Source organism: Luteibacter aegosomaticola (genome assembly GCF_023078475.1).
GTDB lineage: Bacteria > Pseudomonadota > Gammaproteobacteria > Xanthomonadales > Rhodanobacteraceae > Luteibacter > Luteibacter aegosomaticola.
This window is the reverse complement of the sequence record NZ_CP095741.1, coordinates 2,651,122-2,667,909: the sequence shown is the minus strand read 5'-3', so window position 1 is coordinate 2,667,909 and position 16,788 is coordinate 2,651,122. Positions and strand designations below refer to the sequence as shown.

Below are 16,788 nucleotides of genomic sequence, written 5' to 3'. Positions count from 1 at the left end.
GCTCAACAGAGGCCATGATAACGCCGCGTTGCGGGTGCCCGGCTAAGCGTGGACGTGCCTCGTTTCGAACACAGTGTTCTCCAGAAGGTCACAGCCATTGGGTAGTGTGAAGCCAGGTACATGCCGGTGGCCGATATCAACCAGTCCCGTACCGGCGGCCAGCATGGGCTTCTTGCGGACCACCTCGGCCAGTGCCGCCTGGAACGCGGCGGGGAAGCCCACGCGCGGGTACAGCTGCAAGGTATCGTCGATCACCTGGGGCGTAAGTTCGTCGTAATGGAAGCCCAGCACATCCAGGTGCGAACCCATGTGGACCAGGGCAATCTCGGGCTCTTTGTATCCGGCGATGCCGATGCTCGAGTGGAGCGCGATAGCATCCCACACGGTCTGGGCGCGCGTTTCGGCGTAGCCATCCGCCAGGAGGATCCCGCGCGCGGCGTCCGCGCCGTCCACCTCGAAACGCTTGTCCGCGGCATACGCTTCGGTAAGGCCGAGGTCGTGCATGATCGCCGCGAGATACACCACCTCCCGATCGTATTTCAGGCCACGCTTTCGCCCCAGGAATTCAGCAAACCACCAGGAGCGATGCACGTGGTTGAGCATCTCGCGGTTGTGGACGCGCGCGACAAGATCGGCCGCCTTGCGCGTGTGGGCGGAATCGGGTGCCGTGATGCCCGCAAGGGTGATAGGTACGTTCATGCGCTGATCCTCGATCCGTGCTGGATAGCCAGCCACGCTGCGATGTGCGCCGCCACATCCGCGGGCGCCTCGAGCGGCAACAGGTGGCCGCGTCCCGGCAGGACCTTGAGCTTGGCGGCGGGCAGCTCCGCGGCTGCCTGTTTCAGCGCATGGAGCATTGGGCGTAGCTGGGTTGGGTTCGACATGGAGGACTGTCCCGGCGGAAAGGTTCTCCTATGCTATGGACGGCACGCCGCTACGATTAGTGGCATCACGTGACCGAGACTCGGTCGAGAAGGGACGGAATGGATCGCTTGACTTGCATGGCCGTGTTCGAGGCCGCAGCGCGGACCGGCAGCATCGCCGGCGCGGCGCGCCTCCACGAGATGACGCCGTCGCACGCCAGCAAGCACCTGGCGGCGCTTGAATCGGCCCTGGGCGTGTCCCTGTTGCGGCGATCGACGCGGCAACTGGCGTTGACCCCGGAAGGTGAGCGCTACCTCGAGCGCTGCCGACGCATCCTTGGCGAGGTGCGCGAGGCGGACGATGAGGCGCGGGCGCATACCGATGTGATTTCCGGCACCTTGCGGGTGACGGCGCCGGTGACGTTCGGCGCCTTGCACATGGGGCCGGTCGTGGCCTCGTTCCTTGCCCGTTATCCCGGTGTGGCGTTGCAGGTCAGCCTCGACGACCGTTACCAGGATGTGCGCAGCGACACCGTGGATATCGCTATCCGGATCGGCAAGCTGGCGAATTCGTCGTTGGTCGCGCGCCGTCTTGGCGCATGCCGCATGGTGTTGTGCGCGGCGCCACGGTTTCTTGCCACACAGGGGGCTATCAGTACGCCCGCCGATCTCACCGGCCTGCCGATGCTGGCCTTCAGCGAAGCCGTATCGCCGGCTGACTGGACGCTGCGCGATGCCGATGGCACGGCACATCGCATCGAAGGTGTGACACGCCTGGCGGCAGACAACGTGCAGATGCTCGCCGCCGCGGCTGTCGCCGGCGCAGGTCTCGTCTTCGGTCCGAGCTTCATCCTTGGCCCGGCGGTCCAGCGTGGCGAACTCGTCACGCTACTGCCTGGTTACGCGGCGGATAGCCTGGATATCAGCCTAGTCTATGCCACGCGCGCCTACCTGCCGCGGACCGTGCGGGCCTTCGTCGATCATCTCGTCGCCGCGCTGACCGAGCCATTCAGTTGGGACTGAACGCGCTGAACATGCCGATCAGGCTTTGCGGCGAGTCCGGCCCGAAGAGTGTGCGGAGCAGCTGGTCGGCATCGGTGGCCGCGGCGGCACTGCGCTGGAACATGGTTTCCTCGTAGGCCGCGATCGCCGCTTCGACATCACCGGAGTGGCTGGCGAGCGCGAGTGCGAGCTCGGCGCCGTCGATCATCGCGAGGTTGGCACCCTCGCCCGACGGAGGCATCAGGTGTGCCGCGTCACCGACTAGGGTGACGCCAGGCGTGCGAGGCCAGCGGCTGCCAGGCGGAAGGGCGTGGATCGGGCGGAGGATGGGGGTACCCTGGCTTGCTGTAATCAGTGCGAGCAGGCTTTCGTGCCAGCCTTCGAACTCCGCTGCCACGCGTGTCCGCGCGGCCGCCGTATCCGCAAAGTCGATCGCTTCGAACCACGCCTCGGGGCGTTGCAGCGCGATGTAAGCGTGCAGCACGCTATCGGGCTCACGGTGGGCCATGATGCCTTTGCCCGGGGCCACCGCAAACATGCCACCACCACCCACGGCATGCGCGCTCGCCGGCTGGCGTGCATCGGCGTCGTGCAGGTAAGTCTCGACGAACGCGAGCCCGGCATAGGCTGGCCGTGCTTCTGAAAGCAGCGGACGCACTTTCGACCACGCACCATCCGCGCCGACGAGCAGCGCGACGTCTGCCTGCGTCCCGTCGGTGAACGTCACGGTGTGCCGGCCATGGCCTTGTGGCGACGCGCTCACGAGCTTCTTGCCCCAGGCGATGGTGCCAGCGGGAAGTGCGTCGATGAGCATGTCACGCAACGCGCCGCGCGGGACTTCGGGGCGCCCACCGGTGCCGTCATCGGCCTGGGCGAACAGCAGGTTGCCCGCCATGTCGAGGACGCGCGTCGCTTCGCCGCCGGGGTGGATCAGCTTCAGGAAGGGCTCGTAAAGGCCCGCAGCCTTGAGCGCCACTTGCCCGTCGCGCTCGTGGATATCGAGCATGCCACCCTGGGGGCGGGCCGAGGCGGAGGCATCCGCTTCGTAGACGGTCGCGGGAATGCCGTGCACGTGCAAGACGCGGGCAAGCATCAAGCCGCCAAGGCCGGCGCCGATGATGGCGATCGGTGGGGTCATGAGTGGGGCTCTTGTGGAATGGCGTTCCATTGATCTTGGAACGGCGTTCCACTTGTGTCAATATGCCGCCATGCCCAAGCCCACCCGCACCCCCGTACGCCGGGAAGACTCACTGACGCGTGAGCGGATCATCGAGGCCGCCACGGCGCTGCTGGATGCCAGTGGTGAGGCGGGGCTCACCTTCCGTGCGCTCTCCGAGCGGCTTGCCACGGGTGCGGGCGCCATTTACTGGCATGTGAAAGACAAGCAGGACCTACTATCCGCGGCGAGCGACGCCGTGGTCGCCGCCGCTCTGGAGAACGGGGCATCCGGCAAGACGCCGGAAAGCCGTATCCGCGCCATGGCCCTTGGCTTGTTCGACACCATGGATGAGCATCCATGGGTCGGCGCCGTCCTGGCGCGTGCACCGGGTGACATGCCTACCGTGCGTATCTTCGAGCGCATCGGCCAGCAGGTCACGGCACTCGGTGTGCCGTCGAAGGCGCGCTGGGGCTCCGCGAATGCATTGTTGAGCTACATCCTCGGTGTGGGCGGGCAGAACGCTGCCAATCGCCACTACGCCGTGGCGCACGAACTCGACAGGGAGGCGTTTCTCGGCGGTATGGCCGAGGCGTGGGAGCAACTGGATGCCGACACGTTTCCCTTCGCACGCAGCGTGGCCGGCCAGCTCGCCACGCACGACGACCGCGCTGACTTCCTCGCGGGTATCGACCTGATCCTCAAGGGGATGCGCGGCTAGAGCGTACGGGTCGGGAATCCAGACCCTGAAAATCGGGATTTTCCCGATACGGTGAATCCATCGCGATCGCGATAGTGCCTACCAGGGCGCGCAGAGCGCACCTGTATCCGTTCATTGGGGAAACGGCCGCAAGGGGCAGGACACCCAGTGGACTTCTATCCGCGCAACGTCAAGGAATTCCCCATGAGTATCGGTGACTATATCGCCGGCCTTTCGTACGACCCCAGGGTGCTGCTGAGTGTCGTGGCCGATGGCGCCACGCAGGCCGTGCCGCTCAAAGAGCGCACCACGCAGTCGAATGCGGTGGTGATCTGCACCAAGACGAAGACGAGCCTGAAGAAGAACCTGTCCGAGGTCGCGATCCTCAGCCCCTCCGCTGGCGTGATCTTTCCCGGCGCGCTCGTGCTTGCCGATGAAGACTTGATGGAAGGCCACCCGACGCCGCTGGCGCTGGCGCGCAACAGCTGCGTGCTGTCGATCGACCTGCCTGGCTTGCCCAACGCACACAAGACCGTGGTACCTACGGGCTCAGCTGTTCAGGACTACGTCAACGCCGCGCTGGAGGAGTGGAACCAGGGCGCCAGCCGCGAGGGCTACGTCAATGCGGCGCGCTCGTTCATGCAGATCACGCAGTCGTTCTCGTCGCAGCAGACTGCGCTCGACCTCGGCTTCAGCGCGAAATGGGCGGGTGGCAACGTCTCGTCGCAGCTCAACACCACCAGCAATATCGAGCGCTCGGTCGTGGTCGCCTATTTCAAGCAGGTGTTCTACACCGTGACGATGGACGTCCCGGCCTCGGCGGCCGGGGTCTTCGCCGAAGCGGTGTCCGAGAACGAAGCACGCCAGGCCTTCGATGGCGCGCACCCGCCGGCGTACGTGCGCAGCGTCGATTACGGCCGCCTGCTCATGATCAAGATGGAGACGTCCTCCGTCGATACGTCGTCGAACCTCAAGGGCGCCTTCGAGCAGGCGACGTCGAGCGGCGTCACCGCGGGCGGCAGCTTGTCCGGCAAGTACGCCGAGATCATCAAGAACTCGACCTTCAGCGTCGTTGCCATCGGTGGTGGCGCTGAAACCGCCATCGAGGTGTTCAAAGGTGGTGCCGAGGATGCCATCAACGGTCTGCGCGCTTATATCCAGAAGGGCGCGACGTACCGCCGTGACAATCCGGGCCTGCCCGTCGCTTATCAGGTTGCCTTCCTGAAGGACAACCGCTTCGCCACGATGGGTTTCCCCACCGATTACACCGAGACCCAGTGCGTTCGCTATCCCAACGGCTTCGTGCGCTTCGAACACAGTGGCGGCTACGTCGCGAAGGCCGAGGTGACGTGGAAGGAAGGCGACGCGAACGGCAACCTCGTCGATCGCAAGTGGGAGTCGGGGCAGAAGACGGCCGGCTGGTCGTACACCCTCGATGTGCCTGGCGATGCACAGAACCTGCGCCTGAAGGCCTGGGCCAAGACAGGCCTGGTGTGGGACCCGTGGGGTGAAATTCTGAACGTCGCGCTGGAAGGTCCGAACAACAAGACCTACGTGTTCCGGGGCACCACCCTTAACCGCAAGTTCGATGTGAAGTAGTGCGTGGGAGGCATCGGTATGACAACCAATATCAAGCGACTCATCATCTTCGGCGATAGCCTGTCGGATATCGGCGTGAAGCGTAATACGGCCACTGGCGCGTTTGCCGCGTTGTTTGGCCTGATGCGCACGAACCAGGTGAACCGGTATAGCGACAACCGCAACTGGACCGACTTCATCTGGGAGTGGGCCGGCGGCCAGCCGCTGATCGTCACGGACAAGGCCACCTCGGATGCGGCGGCGCTGCCGCACCTGAGCTGGAGCAGGAACAGCCGGCAGGGTACGCCGGATAGCGCCCCGGTCTATTACGTGAACTACGCCGAGGGCGGCGCGATGGGCGGTTCCGATCGCTATGGCGTGGGCCTGGGGACGTTCCGGGAGCAGTTCGAGCGTTACAAGGCCGACCTGAAGAAGTATGGACCGGAGCCGGGCGTCAGCCTCTACCTGATCTGGTTCGGTCTCAACGACCTGGTGACCAACGAGCGTAAGTCGACGGACATGAAGCCCGTGGCGGACCAGATCAGCGCGATCTGCCAGGAGATCATCAAGCTCGATCCCAATGCGGCGTTCCTGTTTGGCAACCTGCCGGACCCGCAGGATGCGGTGCGCTTCATGGGTAAGGAAGCCACCGACAAGATCGTGGATTTCTCGAAGGGCTCGTTCGAGTTCGGCCACGAGCTGGCGAAGGAAATCGAGGCCCACTTTCCGAAAACCAATCCGGCGGCGGTGGTCGATCTGTTCACGCCCATGTACCACGTGTGCAAGAACCTTGGTGCCTATGGCTTCACCAAGGGAGCGCAGCCGAAGGGTATCGAGGTGCGTTACGGGGCGGCACCGAAGAACGCGGCAGCCGCGTTCCTCACCACGACCAGCGACGAGGCCCACCCGACCGAAGAGGTGTACAAGGTCATCGCTCAGATCTGGGCGAGCGAGATCCGCAAGCACTTCGAACTGGGCACGTTGAGCCAGAAGCCTGACGCCGCCTTCACGGTGAAGGGCAACAACTAGTTCCATGGCGCAAACGCCGGTGGCACGCGCTGTAGCGTGCCACCGGTCGCGTGGTAGCCTAAGGAGTTGCCACCACACTCCGAGCCACGATGACGCTCCCGCCGAAGTCCCGACGTCCCACGAAGCGCGCCGGGGCAGATGCCCGGATGTGGCTGGCCCTGGCCCTGGTCATTGTTTTCTTCGTTTGCAGCGGCCTGGTCGCCGGGGCAAATATCCGCACCATCCGTAACGACAACGCCCTGGTCATCCGCTCGCAGGAGACCGTGGCCGGGCTCGCCGAGATCCTCTCCAGCATCCAGGATGCGGAAACCGGCCAGCGCGGCTATCTGCTCACGGGCAACGACAGCTACCTCGACCCTTACCGCAACGCCCTCGGCATGATTCCGGCGCGTCTGGAATCGATTCGCGGCTCGCTCGGAGCCGACGCGGGCCAGCAGGCACGCTTGCGCGAACTGGGCGTGCGCATCAACGACAAGCTGGCCGAGCTGCGGGAAACGATCGAGCTTCGCCGTGATCGTGGTCTCGAGGCCGCGCTACCGGTCGTCAACTCCGATCGCGGCAAGGCCTCGATGGACGACATCCGTGCACGCCTTGCCGCGATGCGCGCCGTCGAGTTCGACCTGCGCGCCAAGCGCCTGGCTGAAATGGAAGCCGCTTACGGTACGGCGCTGACCAGCGGCGCCGCCAGCGCCGCGCTTGGCGTTGCCTTGACCATCTTCATCGCCGTTCTGATCCGCAGGAACGCGGCCGCCCGAGAGCGCGAGGCGTGGCTGCAAGCGGGTCGCCTTGAGCTCGCGGGCGTGATGGCGGGCGATAAGGATGCTGCGGAACTCGGCAAGGCGATCCTCGGTTTCCTCGCGGGGTTCGTTGGCGCCGAAGCGGGTGCGTTATTTATTGCGAACCACGGCCGCTTTGAACGCGTAGGGGCGGTGGGGCTGGCTGCGCATGGCGAAGGCGATACCCTGCGCTCTGCAGGCAGCCTCCTTGGCCGCGCCGTGGACGAGAGCCGCGTCATCGTGGTCACCGATGTTCCCGAAGGCTATTTCACGATTGGCTCCGGCCTGGGGCAGGGCGCGCCGCGTCACCTCGTCGTCGCGCCCGGTATCTCCGATGGCATGGCGCAGGGCGTCGTGGAGCTCGGCTTCTTCCAGCCGGTCGATGACGATGTGGTGACCCTGCTTGAACAGGCTTCGGCCGCCATCGCGATCGCCTTGCGTTCCGCCGCCTACCGCGCCGAACTGACCCGCCTTCTCGAGGAAACCCAGCGCCAGTCGGAAGCCTTGCAGACCCAGCAGGAGGAGTTGCGGGTCTCGAACGAGGAGCTGGAAGAGCAAAGCCGTGCCCTGCGCGAGTCGCAGCACGAGCTGGAAGAACAGCAGGCCGAGCTCGAACAGACCAACGCGCACCTGTCGGAGCAGTCGCAGCAGCTGGAGGGCCAGCGTGACGCGCTGCGCGCCGCGAACCTTGCCACCGAGCACAAGGCGCGCGAAGTCGAGCGGGCCAGCAAGTACAAGTCCGAGTTCCTTGCCAACATGTCGCACGAGCTGCGCACGCCGCTCAACTCGGCGCTCATCCTCTCCAAGCTGCTCTCGGACAATACGGGTGGCAACCTCACCGAGGAGCAGGTGAAGTTCGCCCGCACGATCCACACCTCGGGCACCGATCTGCTCTCGCTCATCAACGACATCCTCGACCTGTCGAAGATCGAAGCGGGCCATGTCGAGGTGCGCAGCGAGCCCGTCCGCACCGAGGCGCTCCTCGATGACCTGTCGGCCCTGCTATCGCCGATCGCGTCGGAGAAGGGCTTGTCGTTCCGCGTGAAGATGGAGCCGGGCACCCCACCGATCATCGAGACGGATCGCCAGCGCATCGAGCAGGTCCTGAAGAACCTGCTTTCTAACGCGCTGAAGTTCACCGAGGCCGGCGGCGTGGTCCTGGGCGTGCGTGCCGATCGCGGTGGCCAGGTGGCATTCACCGTGGCGGATACCGGCATTGGTATCGCACCCGACCAGCAGGCGCGGATCTTCGAGGCGTTCCAGCAGGCCGATGGATCGATCAGCCGCCGCTACGGTGGTACCGGTCTCGGGTTGTCGATTTCGCTTGAGCTCGCGCGCCGCCTGGGTGGCGATATTACCGTGCATAGCGAGCCGGGCAAGGGCAGCACCTTTATCCTGACCGTGGCCACGAAGCTCGTGGGCACGTCGGTGCCGTTGCCGCCGGCGCCGATGCCTGCACCACTCGCGCCACGCGCACCGCTACCGCCGCGCCCCGTGGCGACGCCATCGCCCTCGCCAGCGAGCGTCGTCACGCCGATGGGCGACAAGGGGCGTCTCATCCTCGTGATCGAAGACGATCCGACCTTCGCCGAGATCGTGAGTGGCCAGGCGGTCGACATGGGCTTCCGCGCGCTCATCGCCCGTACGGCCCAGGACGCCCTGAGCATGGCCCGGGAGCAGCTTCCGCACGCGATCATCCTGGACGTGGGCTTGCCCGATCAGTCGGGCCTCTACGTGCTCGATATCCTTAAGCACGATGTCCGCACGCGACATATCCCTATCCATGTGGTCTCCGCGGCCGATCATTCGCGCACGGCCCTTTCGCTGGGCGCCGTGGGCTACCTGGTCAAGCCGGTGACGCGCGATGCGCTGACGGGGGCGCTCGATTCCCTTGAAGCTCGTCTTTCGCAGCGGCCGCGCCGGGTGCTGGTGGTTGAGGACGATGCGGTGCAGCTGGATGCGATCCGGCACCTGCTTGCGACGGCGGATGTTGAAACCGTCGGTGCGCGGACGGCTGCCGAGTGTGTCGCGGCCCTTCAGGCGCAAGCCTTCGATTGCATGGTGCTCGACCTGTCGTTGCCGGATGCGTCCGGTTTCGAACTGCTCGAGACGCTGAGTGCCAAGGAGGGCCACGCCTTCCCGCCGGTGATCGTTTACACCGGGCGCGTGCTGTCGCCCGTGGAAGAGGACCGCCTGCGGCGCTATTCGAGCTCGATCATCATCAAGGGAGCGAAGTCGCCGGAGCGCCTGCTCGACGAAGTCTCGCTGTTCCTGCACCAGGTGGTGAGTGAGCTGCCCGAGCCGCAACAAGGCATGATCCGCGCCGCATTGCATCGCGATGCAGTCCTCGAAGGCCGCCGGATCCTCCTTGTCGAGGATGATGTGCGGAATGTCTTCGCGCTGATGAATGTGCTGGAGCCGCATGGTTGTCTCGTCACCATCGCTCGCAACGGCCAGGAGGCGCTGGATCTTCTGGCCACCTCGGGCCGGGACGGGCAGGGCGCCTTCGAGCTGGTGCTCATGGACATCATGATGCCGGTGATGGATGGCATCACCGCGATGCAGCGGATTCGCCAGGATGCCCGCTGGGACAAGTTGCCGATCATTGCGCTGACCGCGAAGGCCATGCCTGACGACCAGCAGCAGGTGATGCAGGCCGGCGCGAGCGACTATGTGGCGAAGCCGCTGGATGTCGACAAGCTGCTTTCGCTGATCCGTGTCTGGCTGACGGACAAGGGCTGAGCGGCAGGCCATGACGCTGCATTTTTCCTGCACGATGTGTGGCCGGTGTTGCCACGGGTTACGCCTGCCGCTCAGCATGGCGGAAGCAGCGGCCTGGCTGGATGACGGCGGGGATGTCGAGGTGTTTTGCGAGGCGATCCCATGGCCCGAGGATCCGCCAGCCGAGAATGGCCCGGCGTGGCACAAGCGCAGGCGATCGTTCCTGGCGCAAAGCGGCCACCTGCCGGTCAGGGTCATCGTCAGCCTGGTCGCGACGTTTGCCGGAGCGTGCCCCAACCTGCGGGATGACATGGGCTGCGGCATCTACGAACGCCGGCCGACGGCGTGCCGGGTCTACCCTGCCGAAGTGAACCCCTTCATTCCCGTCGATCGGTCGCTGAAGCTTTGCCCGCCCGAGGCGTGGCAGGCCAGCGCGGTCCTGCAGGATGAAGAGGGGCATTGGGTGGACCCGGAGGTGGCTGGTGCCGTCGTGCGCCGCCGTGCGGATGACTATGCCGAAGCGAGCGCCCGGGCCCGGTTGTGCACCTTGCTTGGCATTCGCGAAGCCGGCCTGTCCAACGAGGGGTTGCTGGCGTGGTCGCCCGGGCGGGTTCGTTTGCGCGAGGTTCTGCAAGCGGTGGCGGAAACGTCCAATCCGCCGACGGATGATGGCGATTGGGTGCTCGTTTCCCATCGCCTGCGCACCATGTGGCTGTTGGAATCCGCCGGCGCGCGAGCGCAACAAGCGGTGGATCTCGCAGGCGCCGATCGCCGTTTCGTGAGCCTGGTGGGCGAGGAATAGCCCGTAGCACTTGCCACGCACGGTAGCCGTGGCGGATGCTCTCGGCTTGCGCGATGAAGGAGCGAACTCGTGGTAAATGCTGTTCCGCAGCCGGTGGTGGCGACGCTTTCGCGATCGGCCATGTTCCTGACGCTGACGGTGAATCCGGGCTCGGTGGCTGCCGACGCGGTGCGTGGCCTGTGTGGCGACCTGGCTGGTTTATTGCGTGCGGTCGGTTTCCGTGATCTGGAGGGCCAGCTGTCCTGTGTCATGGGCTTTGGCTCCGAGGCTTGGGATCGCCTGTTTTCGGGCCCGCGTCCCGCGGAGCTCCATCCGTTCCGCGAGATCATTGGCGTGCACCGCGCGCCGTCCACGCCTGGCGACGTGCTACTGCATATTCGCGCCAGGCGGATGGATCTGTGCTTTGAACTGGCTACCCAGATCCTGGCGAAGCTGGACGGGGCTGTATCGGTCGTGGACGAAGTCCATGGCTTCAAGTACTTCGATGATCGCGACCTGATCGGCTTCGTCGACGGCACCGAGAATCCCACCGGTTTCGAAGCGATCGAAGCCGCGGTCATCGCGGATGAAGATGCCGACTTCACCGGCGGCAGCTATGTGATCGTGCAGAAGTACCTGCACGACCTGAAGCGCTGGAACGAGGTGCCGGTCGAGGCGCAGGAGAAGATCATCGGAAGGCACAAGCTTTCCGATATCGAACTCGATGACGCGGCCAAGCCGTCGTATGCACACAACGTCCTCACCAGTATCGAGGAGGATGGCCAGGAGCTGGATATCGTTCGCGACAACATGCCCTTTGGTGATGTGGGCAAGGGCGAGTTCGGTACCTATTTCATCGGCTACGCGCGCTCGCCGTCGCGTACCGAAAAAATGCTCAACAACATGTTCGTCGGGTTGCCGCCCGGTAACTACGACCGATTGCTCGATTTCAGCGTGGCGACCACCGGCTGCCTGTTCTTCGTACCCTCGGCCAGTTTCCTCGGCAACATCCCCGAGGCCCCGCAGGTCACGGGCTCGGCGTCGGGCACGAGCGCTCTTCCCGATGCCGCGACACCGTCAGGTGACGGTTCACTCGGCATCGGTGCGATCACATTGGAGAACCACCATGGGTAACCTGTTTCGCGAACTCGCCCCGGTCAGCGGCGGCGCCTGGAAGCAGATCGACGAAGAAGCCACGCGCACGCTGAAGGAATACATGGCCGCGCGCCGCCTCGTCGATGTGATTGGCCCGCGTGGCTACGATCATGGCGGCGTGCCAACCGGCCATGTGCGCGAGATTGCCGCGCCGGACCAGGGCGTTCGCGCGTTGCAGCGGCAGGTCGCGCCGCTGGTCGAATTGCGCGTGCCCTTCGTGTTGTCGCGCGAGGAAATCGACGGCGTGGCCCGCGGCTCGAACGATCCCGACCTACAGCCGCTGAAGGATGCGGCGCGCAAGCTGGCGTTCGCGGAGGACCGCGCGGTGATCGACGGCTATGCGGACGCCGGCATCACGGGCATCCGCCAGGCGACGGACAACAAAAAGATCGCGTTGCCGGCCGATATCGCGGCATATCCGCGTGCCGTGGCCAAGGCCCTGAGCGAGCTACGCCTCGCCGGTGTGAACGGCCCGTACCGCCTGGCGCTGGGCGCGAAGGCCTATGCAGCGATGAACGGGGCTACCGACGAAGGCTACCCCGTCTATCGCGAACTCTACGGCATGCTCAATGGCGCCATCGTCTGGGCGCCGGCCATTGAAGGCGGCTTGCTCATCTCCGCCCGAGGCGGCGACTACGAGCTACACCTCGGCCAGGATGTCTCCATCGGCTACGACTCCCACGATGCGAAGTCCGTCACGCTGTACCTGCAGGAGACCTTCACCTTCCTCTCGCTCACCGCCGAGGCCTCGGTAAACCTCGTCGCCGGTTAAGTTCCGCGCCGTTGTAGGAGCGAGCTTGATCGCGATGGGCCTTGCCGCAAGCACCCATCGCGCGCAAGCGCGCTCCTACATGGCCGCTGGCTTGATGCGGTACCAGAGCGCATACAGCGCCGGCAGGAACAGCAGCGTCAGCACCGTGCCACCGATGGTGCCGCCGATCAGGGTGAAGGCCAGCGAGCCCCAGAACACCGAGAACGTGAGCGGGATGAAGGCTAGGACCGCCGCCAGCGCCGTCAGGATCACCGGCCGCGAGCGCTGCACCGTTGCCTCCACCACGGCGTGATAAGGGTCGAGCCCTTCGCGCTGGTTGGTGTGGATCTGGCCGATCAGGATCAGCGTATTGCGCATGATGATGCCGGCCAGGCCAATCAGGCCGAGGATGGCGTTGAACCCGAACGGCTGGTGGAACAGCAGCAGCGTGGGCACGACACCCACGAGGGCGAGCGGTGCGGTGGCCAGTATCATCAGCATGCCCGAGATTGAACGCACCTCGAAGACGATCACGATCATCATCAGGAGCAGCATCAGCGGGAACACGGCGGCGAGCGCCTTGTTCGCCTTGCCCGCTTCTTCCAGCGCGCCCGCCGTGTCGATCGCGTAGCCTGCCGGCAACGCATCCATCAGCGGCTTCAGCTGCGCGATGACCTGCATGGAAATGTCGGGCGGCTGGAACCGTTCATCGATATCGCCGCGCACCGTGATAGTGGGCATACGGTCGCGCCGGCGCAGGATGGGATCCTCCATGCGCGTTTCGGCGTGGCCGAGCTGGTCGAGCGGTACGCGCTGGCCAGCGCTGCCGACGAGCGTGAATGCACCCAGGTGGGCAGGGTCCAGTCGCGTGGGGCCGGCGCTGCGGGCGACGACGTCCACGGAGCGGATATCTTCGCGCACGCTGGTCACGGTGATGCCGGTCAGCAGGAACTGCATCTGGTTCGCTGCGTCGTGGGTGGTCAGGCCGATGGCCTGCAGGCGGTCCTGGTCCAGCACGAAGTGCACGGTCGGCACACGTTCGTCCCAATCGGTGTTTACCGTGCGCATCGCGCTGTTCTTCTGCATCACGTCGCGAACCTGACCGGCCAGTTCACGGACCTTGCTTTCGTCCGGGCCGGAGACGCGGAACGCCACGGGGAACGGGGAGGGCGGTCCGAACACGATCTGGGTGGCGCGCACCCGCGCCTCGGGGGCCAGGCCATCCTGCACCGCCTGGCGGACGCGTAGCTTCAGCGCTTCGCGCGCCTTTTCGTCCTTCGTCAGCACGACGATCTTGGCGAAAGACGGATCCGGCAGCTCCGGCGCCATCGCCAGGAAGAAGCGTGGCGCGCCCTGGCCGATGTAGGTGGTGACGATTTTCGCTTCCGGCTGCTTGCGCAGCCAGGTCTCCACCTTGGCCGTGGCTTTCGTGGTGGCGTCGATCGCAGTGCCTTCCGGCATCTGCACCTCCACCAGCACCTCGGGGCGATCGGAGATCGGGAAGAACTGCTGCCGCACGAAACCCATGCCGAACACGGCGACCACGAAGAGCCCGATGACGGCCAGGGCGACGGCCAGCTTGCGCCGGACGACGAACGCGATAAGCCTGCGGAACGCCTGATAGCGCGGCGTGCCGTAAATGGCCGCATGGCCGCCTGCCACGGGGGCGATCTTCGGCAGCATCTTCACGCCAAGGTACGGGGTGAAGATGACGGCGACGAACCACGAGGTGAGCAGCGAGAACATCACCACCCAGAAGATATTTCCCGCGTACTCACCCGCAGTGGACTGCGCAAAGCCGACGGGCATGAGGCCGATCGCCGTGACGAGGGTACCGGCGAGCATCGGTGCCGCCGTGTGGCCCCACGAATAGGTGGCCGCCGTGACGCGATCCTTGCCTTCCTCCATCTTCACGACAATCGTTTCGATCACGATGATCGCGTCGTCGACCAGGAGGCCTAGCGACAGGATGAGTGCGCCCAGGGTGATGCGGTCGAAGTCGCGCCCGGTGACCAGCATGATGATGAACACGCCGGCGAGCGTCAGCGGTACGGCTGCCGCTACCACCAAGCCGACGCGGAACCCCAGGCTGACGAGGCTGACAGCGATGACGACCGCAAGCGCCACGAAGAACTTCAGCATGAATTCGTCATAGGCCTCCGCGATGTTCACGGCTTGGTCGGTGACCTTGGTGAACGAGAGGCCGAGCGGCAGGTCGTGGGAGATCGTCGCCGCTTCCTTTTCGAGTGACTTGCCGAGCTCCAGGCCGTTGTAGCGTTCGCGCATCACCACGCCAAGCAGCAGCGAGGGTTCGCCGTCGTTGCGGACCAGGAAAGTCGCCGGGTCTTCGTAGCCGCGGCGTACCGTGGCGATGTCCGCGAGACGGAGGGTCTTGCCGTTGGCGATGACCGGGGTTTGCTCGATGGCCTTCAGGTCGTCGAAGGCGCCATCGAGGCGAATCACCACCTGTGGCCCAGCCGTGTCGATCGAGCCGGCCGCCGTGAGGACGTTTTGTTTGTTCAGGGCATCGAAGACCGTGGTGGGCGCAATGCCCAGCGTCGCGAGCCGCTCGTGCGAGAACTCGACGAAGATCTTCTCCGGCCGTTCCCCGATGATGTTCACCTTCTTCACGCCGGGCACGTGCAGCAGTTGCTGGCGAAGCGATTCGGCTTCGCGCACGAGCAGGCGCTGCGGCTCGCCGCGGGCCTTTAGTGCGTAAAGCGCGAAGGTGACATCGGCGTACTCGTCGTTGATCAGCGGCCCGATGACGCCAGGGGGCAGCTTCGCCGCTTCATCGCCGAGCTTCTTGCGCGCCTGGTAGAACTCCTCGGGTACTTCCCGTGGCGGGGTGTCGTCACGCAGCGTCAGCGTGGTCAGCGCCACGCCGGGACGGGTGAACGTCTCGCTGCGGTCGTACCACGTGAGTTCCTGCAGGCGTTTTTCGAGGGGCTCCGCCACCTGGTCCTGCATCTCCTGCGCGGTCGCGCCAGGCCACACGGTCGTGATGGTCATCACCTTGATCGTGAAGGCCGGGTCCTCGGCGCGGCCCAGGTGCACGAAGGCAAACAGGCCGGCGAACGACACGGCGATGATGAGGAACAGTGTGACGGCGCGCTCGCGGACCGCGAGTGCGGAAAGATTGAACCCGCTCATGGCTGCACTCCCGCCGGCAGGCTCGTACGCACCTGCTCGCCGTCGTGCAGCTGATGGGCACCCAGGGCGACAAAGCGCTCGCCGGGCAGGAGGCCGCCGGTGATCGCCACCGTTTCATCGCCGACGGCACCGAGGGTGACCGCGTGCCACGCGACCGTGGATCCACCTGCCTGGATCACCCAGACGCCAGGACCCTTGCCGCGATCGAAAACGGCGGCGAGCGGTATGGAAGCGGGAGCGGCGCCGGGTGTCGGCACGTGGATGACCACGGTGGCGCCAAGCGGCGCGCCGGCGGCATCGCCATCCAGCGTATAGCGGGCTTCGAACGTTCGCGTGAGCGGATCGGCAGCATCCGAGAGCAGGCGGAGATGGGCTGCGACGTGGGCGCCATCGTTGCCGTACAGCGTGGCTTGCGCCGTCGAACCCAGCGCGGGGCGGAGCGTCTCGGGAAGCGATACCAGTGCTTCCCGCGGCCCAGCGTGGGCGAGGCGCACTACCACCTGGCCCGCGGTGACCACCTGGCCCGGTTCGGCCAGGGTGTCGACGACGGTGCCGTCGGCATCGGCAAGGAGGACCGAATAGCCGGCTTCGTTGGCGGTCACGGCGGCCTGGGCCTGTGCGGCGCGCAGGCGTGCTGCCGCCGCGTCGGAGGCGGCCTTGGCCTGGTCGTAGGCGGATGCGGAGACGGCGCCGCGGCCGACCAGGCCACGGAAGCGCTTCTCGTCGGCCGCCGTCTGGATCGCCTGGGCGCGGGCCGCCTCGAGCTGGCTCACCGAGGCTGTGTCGGCAAGGGCGAGGTCCGTGCGGTCGATGCGCATGAGCGCCTGGCCCTTGGTGACGGTCTGGCCGGCGTCCACAAGACGTTCGACGATCTTCCCCGGAACGCGGAAGCCGAGATTGCTTTGCACGCGGGCGGAGACGACGCCTGAGAAGCTGCTTTCTCCAGCTTGCGTAGCCTGGAGCGTGGCCGTGCGGACGAGTGGTGCGGTGCTGCGGGGATCGGCCTCGCTGCGGGAGCAGGCACTTAGCGCTAGGGCAAGCGCCGTGCCGCCGACGAGGGCCAGGGTGAGCGGGAGAGTGCGGGCATGCATGACGGCTTTCCGGAGCGGGGAAAACCACATCG

The 16,788-nt window shown here is 65.7% G+C and carries 13 protein-coding genes; 8 read left to right on the top strand and 5 right to left on the bottom strand.

Going from position 1 to position 16,788, the window contains the following annotated elements; genetic code table 11:
* Positions 1–42: 42 nt before the first annotated feature.
* Positions 43–699 carry an HD domain-containing protein gene (locus L2Y96_RS11640; RefSeq protein ID WP_247325716.1) on the bottom strand — a complete coding sequence of 219 codons (657 nt, stop codon included), beginning with the start codon at positions 697–699 and terminating at the stop codon, positions 43–45.
* Positions 696–884 carry an alpha/beta fold hydrolase gene (locus tag L2Y96_RS11635; RefSeq protein WP_247325715.1) on the bottom strand — a complete coding sequence of 63 codons (189 nt, stop codon included), beginning with the start codon at positions 882–884 and terminating at the stop codon, positions 696–698. The genes L2Y96_RS11640 and L2Y96_RS11635 overlap by 4 nt, the downstream gene beginning before the upstream one ends.
* Positions 885–983: 99 nt before the next feature.
* Here L2Y96_RS11635 and L2Y96_RS11630 point away from each other — a divergent pair, with 99 nt between their 5' ends.
* Positions 984–1,886, top strand: coding sequence for a LysR family transcriptional regulator (locus L2Y96_RS11630; protein WP_247325713.1), 903 nt, complete (start codon positions 984–986; stop codon positions 1,884–1,886).
* Here L2Y96_RS11630 and L2Y96_RS11625 read toward each other — a convergent pair.
* Positions 1,873–3,003, bottom strand: coding sequence for an FAD-dependent oxidoreductase (locus tag L2Y96_RS11625; RefSeq protein ID WP_247325712.1), 1,131 nt, complete (start codon positions 3,001–3,003; stop codon positions 1,873–1,875). The genes L2Y96_RS11630 and L2Y96_RS11625 overlap by 14 nt on opposite strands.
* Positions 3,004–3,073: 70 nt before the next feature.
* Between L2Y96_RS11625 and L2Y96_RS11620 the strand changes: the two genes are divergently transcribed.
* The 7 genes from L2Y96_RS11620 (at position 3,074) to L2Y96_RS11590 (ending at position 12,533) form a co-directional block, all read left to right on the top strand.
* Positions 3,074–3,742, top strand: a complete 669-nt coding sequence (locus L2Y96_RS11620; RefSeq protein ID WP_247325710.1) for a TetR/AcrR family transcriptional regulator — start codon at positions 3,074–3,076, stop codon at positions 3,740–3,742.
* A gap of 183 nt (positions 3,743–3,925) precedes the next feature.
* Positions 3,926–5,320, top strand: coding sequence for a thiol-activated cytolysin family protein (locus L2Y96_RS11615; RefSeq protein WP_247325708.1), 1,395 nt, complete (start codon positions 3,926–3,928; stop codon positions 5,318–5,320).
* Between the two features lie 18 nt (positions 5,321–5,338).
* Entirely contained in the window at positions 5,339–6,328 is a 990-nt protein-coding gene (locus L2Y96_RS11610) for an SGNH/GDSL hydrolase family protein (RefSeq protein ID WP_247325706.1), read from the top strand.
* A gap of 89 nt (positions 6,329–6,417) precedes the next feature.
* Entirely contained in the window at positions 6,418–9,846 is a 3,429-nt protein-coding gene (locus L2Y96_RS11605) for a response regulator (protein WP_247325704.1), read from the top strand.
* A 76-nt stretch (positions 9,847–9,922) separates the two neighbouring features.
* On the top strand, positions 9,923–10,627 hold the full coding sequence (locus tag L2Y96_RS11600) for a YkgJ family cysteine cluster protein (RefSeq protein WP_247325702.1): 705 nt from the start codon (positions 9,923–9,925) through the stop codon (positions 10,625–10,627).
* Positions 10,628–10,696: 69 nt separating this feature from the next.
* On the top strand, positions 10,697–11,740 hold the full coding sequence (locus tag L2Y96_RS11595) for a Dyp-type peroxidase (protein WP_247325701.1): 1,044 nt from the start codon (positions 10,697–10,699) through the stop codon (positions 11,738–11,740).
* On the top strand, positions 11,733–12,533 hold the full coding sequence (locus L2Y96_RS11590) for a family 1 encapsulin nanocompartment shell protein (RefSeq protein ID WP_247325699.1): 801 nt from the start codon (positions 11,733–11,735) through the stop codon (positions 12,531–12,533). Before L2Y96_RS11595 ends, L2Y96_RS11590 begins: the two co-directional genes overlap by 8 nt.
* 75 nt (positions 12,534–12,608) lie before the next feature.
* Here L2Y96_RS11590 and L2Y96_RS11585 read toward each other — a convergent pair whose 3' ends face one another.
* Positions 12,609–15,665: an efflux RND transporter permease subunit gene (locus L2Y96_RS11585; RefSeq protein WP_247325697.1), complete on the bottom strand. Its 3,057-nt coding sequence runs from the start codon at positions 15,663–15,665 to the stop codon at positions 12,609–12,611.
* On the bottom strand, positions 15,662–16,756 hold the full coding sequence (locus tag L2Y96_RS11580; RefSeq protein ID WP_247325695.1) for an efflux RND transporter periplasmic adaptor subunit: 1,095 nt from the start codon (positions 16,754–16,756) through the stop codon (positions 15,662–15,664). The genes L2Y96_RS11585 and L2Y96_RS11580 overlap by 4 nt, the downstream gene beginning before the upstream one ends.
* Positions 16,757–16,788 lie beyond the last annotated feature (32 nt).

Excerpts from the sequence above, each read along its gene's own strand:
- L2Y96_RS11610 (WP_247325706.1), top strand. The coding sequence starts at position 5,339 with ATGACAACCAATATCAAGCGACTCATCATCTTCGGCGATAGCCTGTCG.
- L2Y96_RS11625 (WP_247325712.1), bottom strand. The coding sequence starts at position 3,003 with ATGACCCCACCGATCGCCATCATCGGCGCCGGCCTTGGCGGCTTGATG.
- L2Y96_RS11630 (WP_247325713.1), top strand. The coding sequence starts at position 984 with ATGGATCGCTTGACTTGCATGGCCGTGTTCGAGGCCGCAGCGCGGACC.
- L2Y96_RS11635 (WP_247325715.1), bottom strand. The coding sequence starts at position 884 with ATGTCGAACCCAACCCAGCTACGCCCAATGCTCCATGCGCTGAAACAG.
- L2Y96_RS11615 (WP_247325708.1), top strand. The coding sequence starts at position 3,926 with ATGAGTATCGGTGACTATATCGCCGGCCTTTCGTACGACCCCAGGGTG.
- L2Y96_RS11600 (WP_247325702.1), top strand. The coding sequence starts at position 9,923 with ATGGCGGAAGCAGCGGCCTGGCTGGATGACGGCGGGGATGTCGAGGTG.
- L2Y96_RS11605 (WP_247325704.1), top strand. The coding sequence starts at position 6,418 with ATGACGCTCCCGCCGAAGTCCCGACGTCCCACGAAGCGCGCCGGGGCA.
- L2Y96_RS11620 (WP_247325710.1), top strand. The coding sequence starts at position 3,074 with ATGCCCAAGCCCACCCGCACCCCCGTACGCCGGGAAGACTCACTGACG.
- L2Y96_RS11580 (WP_247325695.1), bottom strand. The coding sequence starts at position 16,756 with ATGCATGCCCGCACTCTCCCGCTCACCCTGGCCCTCGTCGGCGGCACG.
- L2Y96_RS11585 (WP_247325697.1), bottom strand. The coding sequence starts at position 15,665 with ATGAGCGGGTTCAATCTTTCCGCACTCGCGGTCCGCGAGCGCGCCGTC.
- L2Y96_RS11640 (WP_247325716.1), bottom strand. The coding sequence starts at position 699 with ATGAACGTACCTATCACCCTTGCGGGCATCACGGCACCCGATTCCGCC.
- L2Y96_RS11590 (WP_247325699.1), top strand. The coding sequence starts at position 11,733 with ATGGGTAACCTGTTTCGCGAACTCGCCCCGGTCAGCGGCGGCGCCTGG.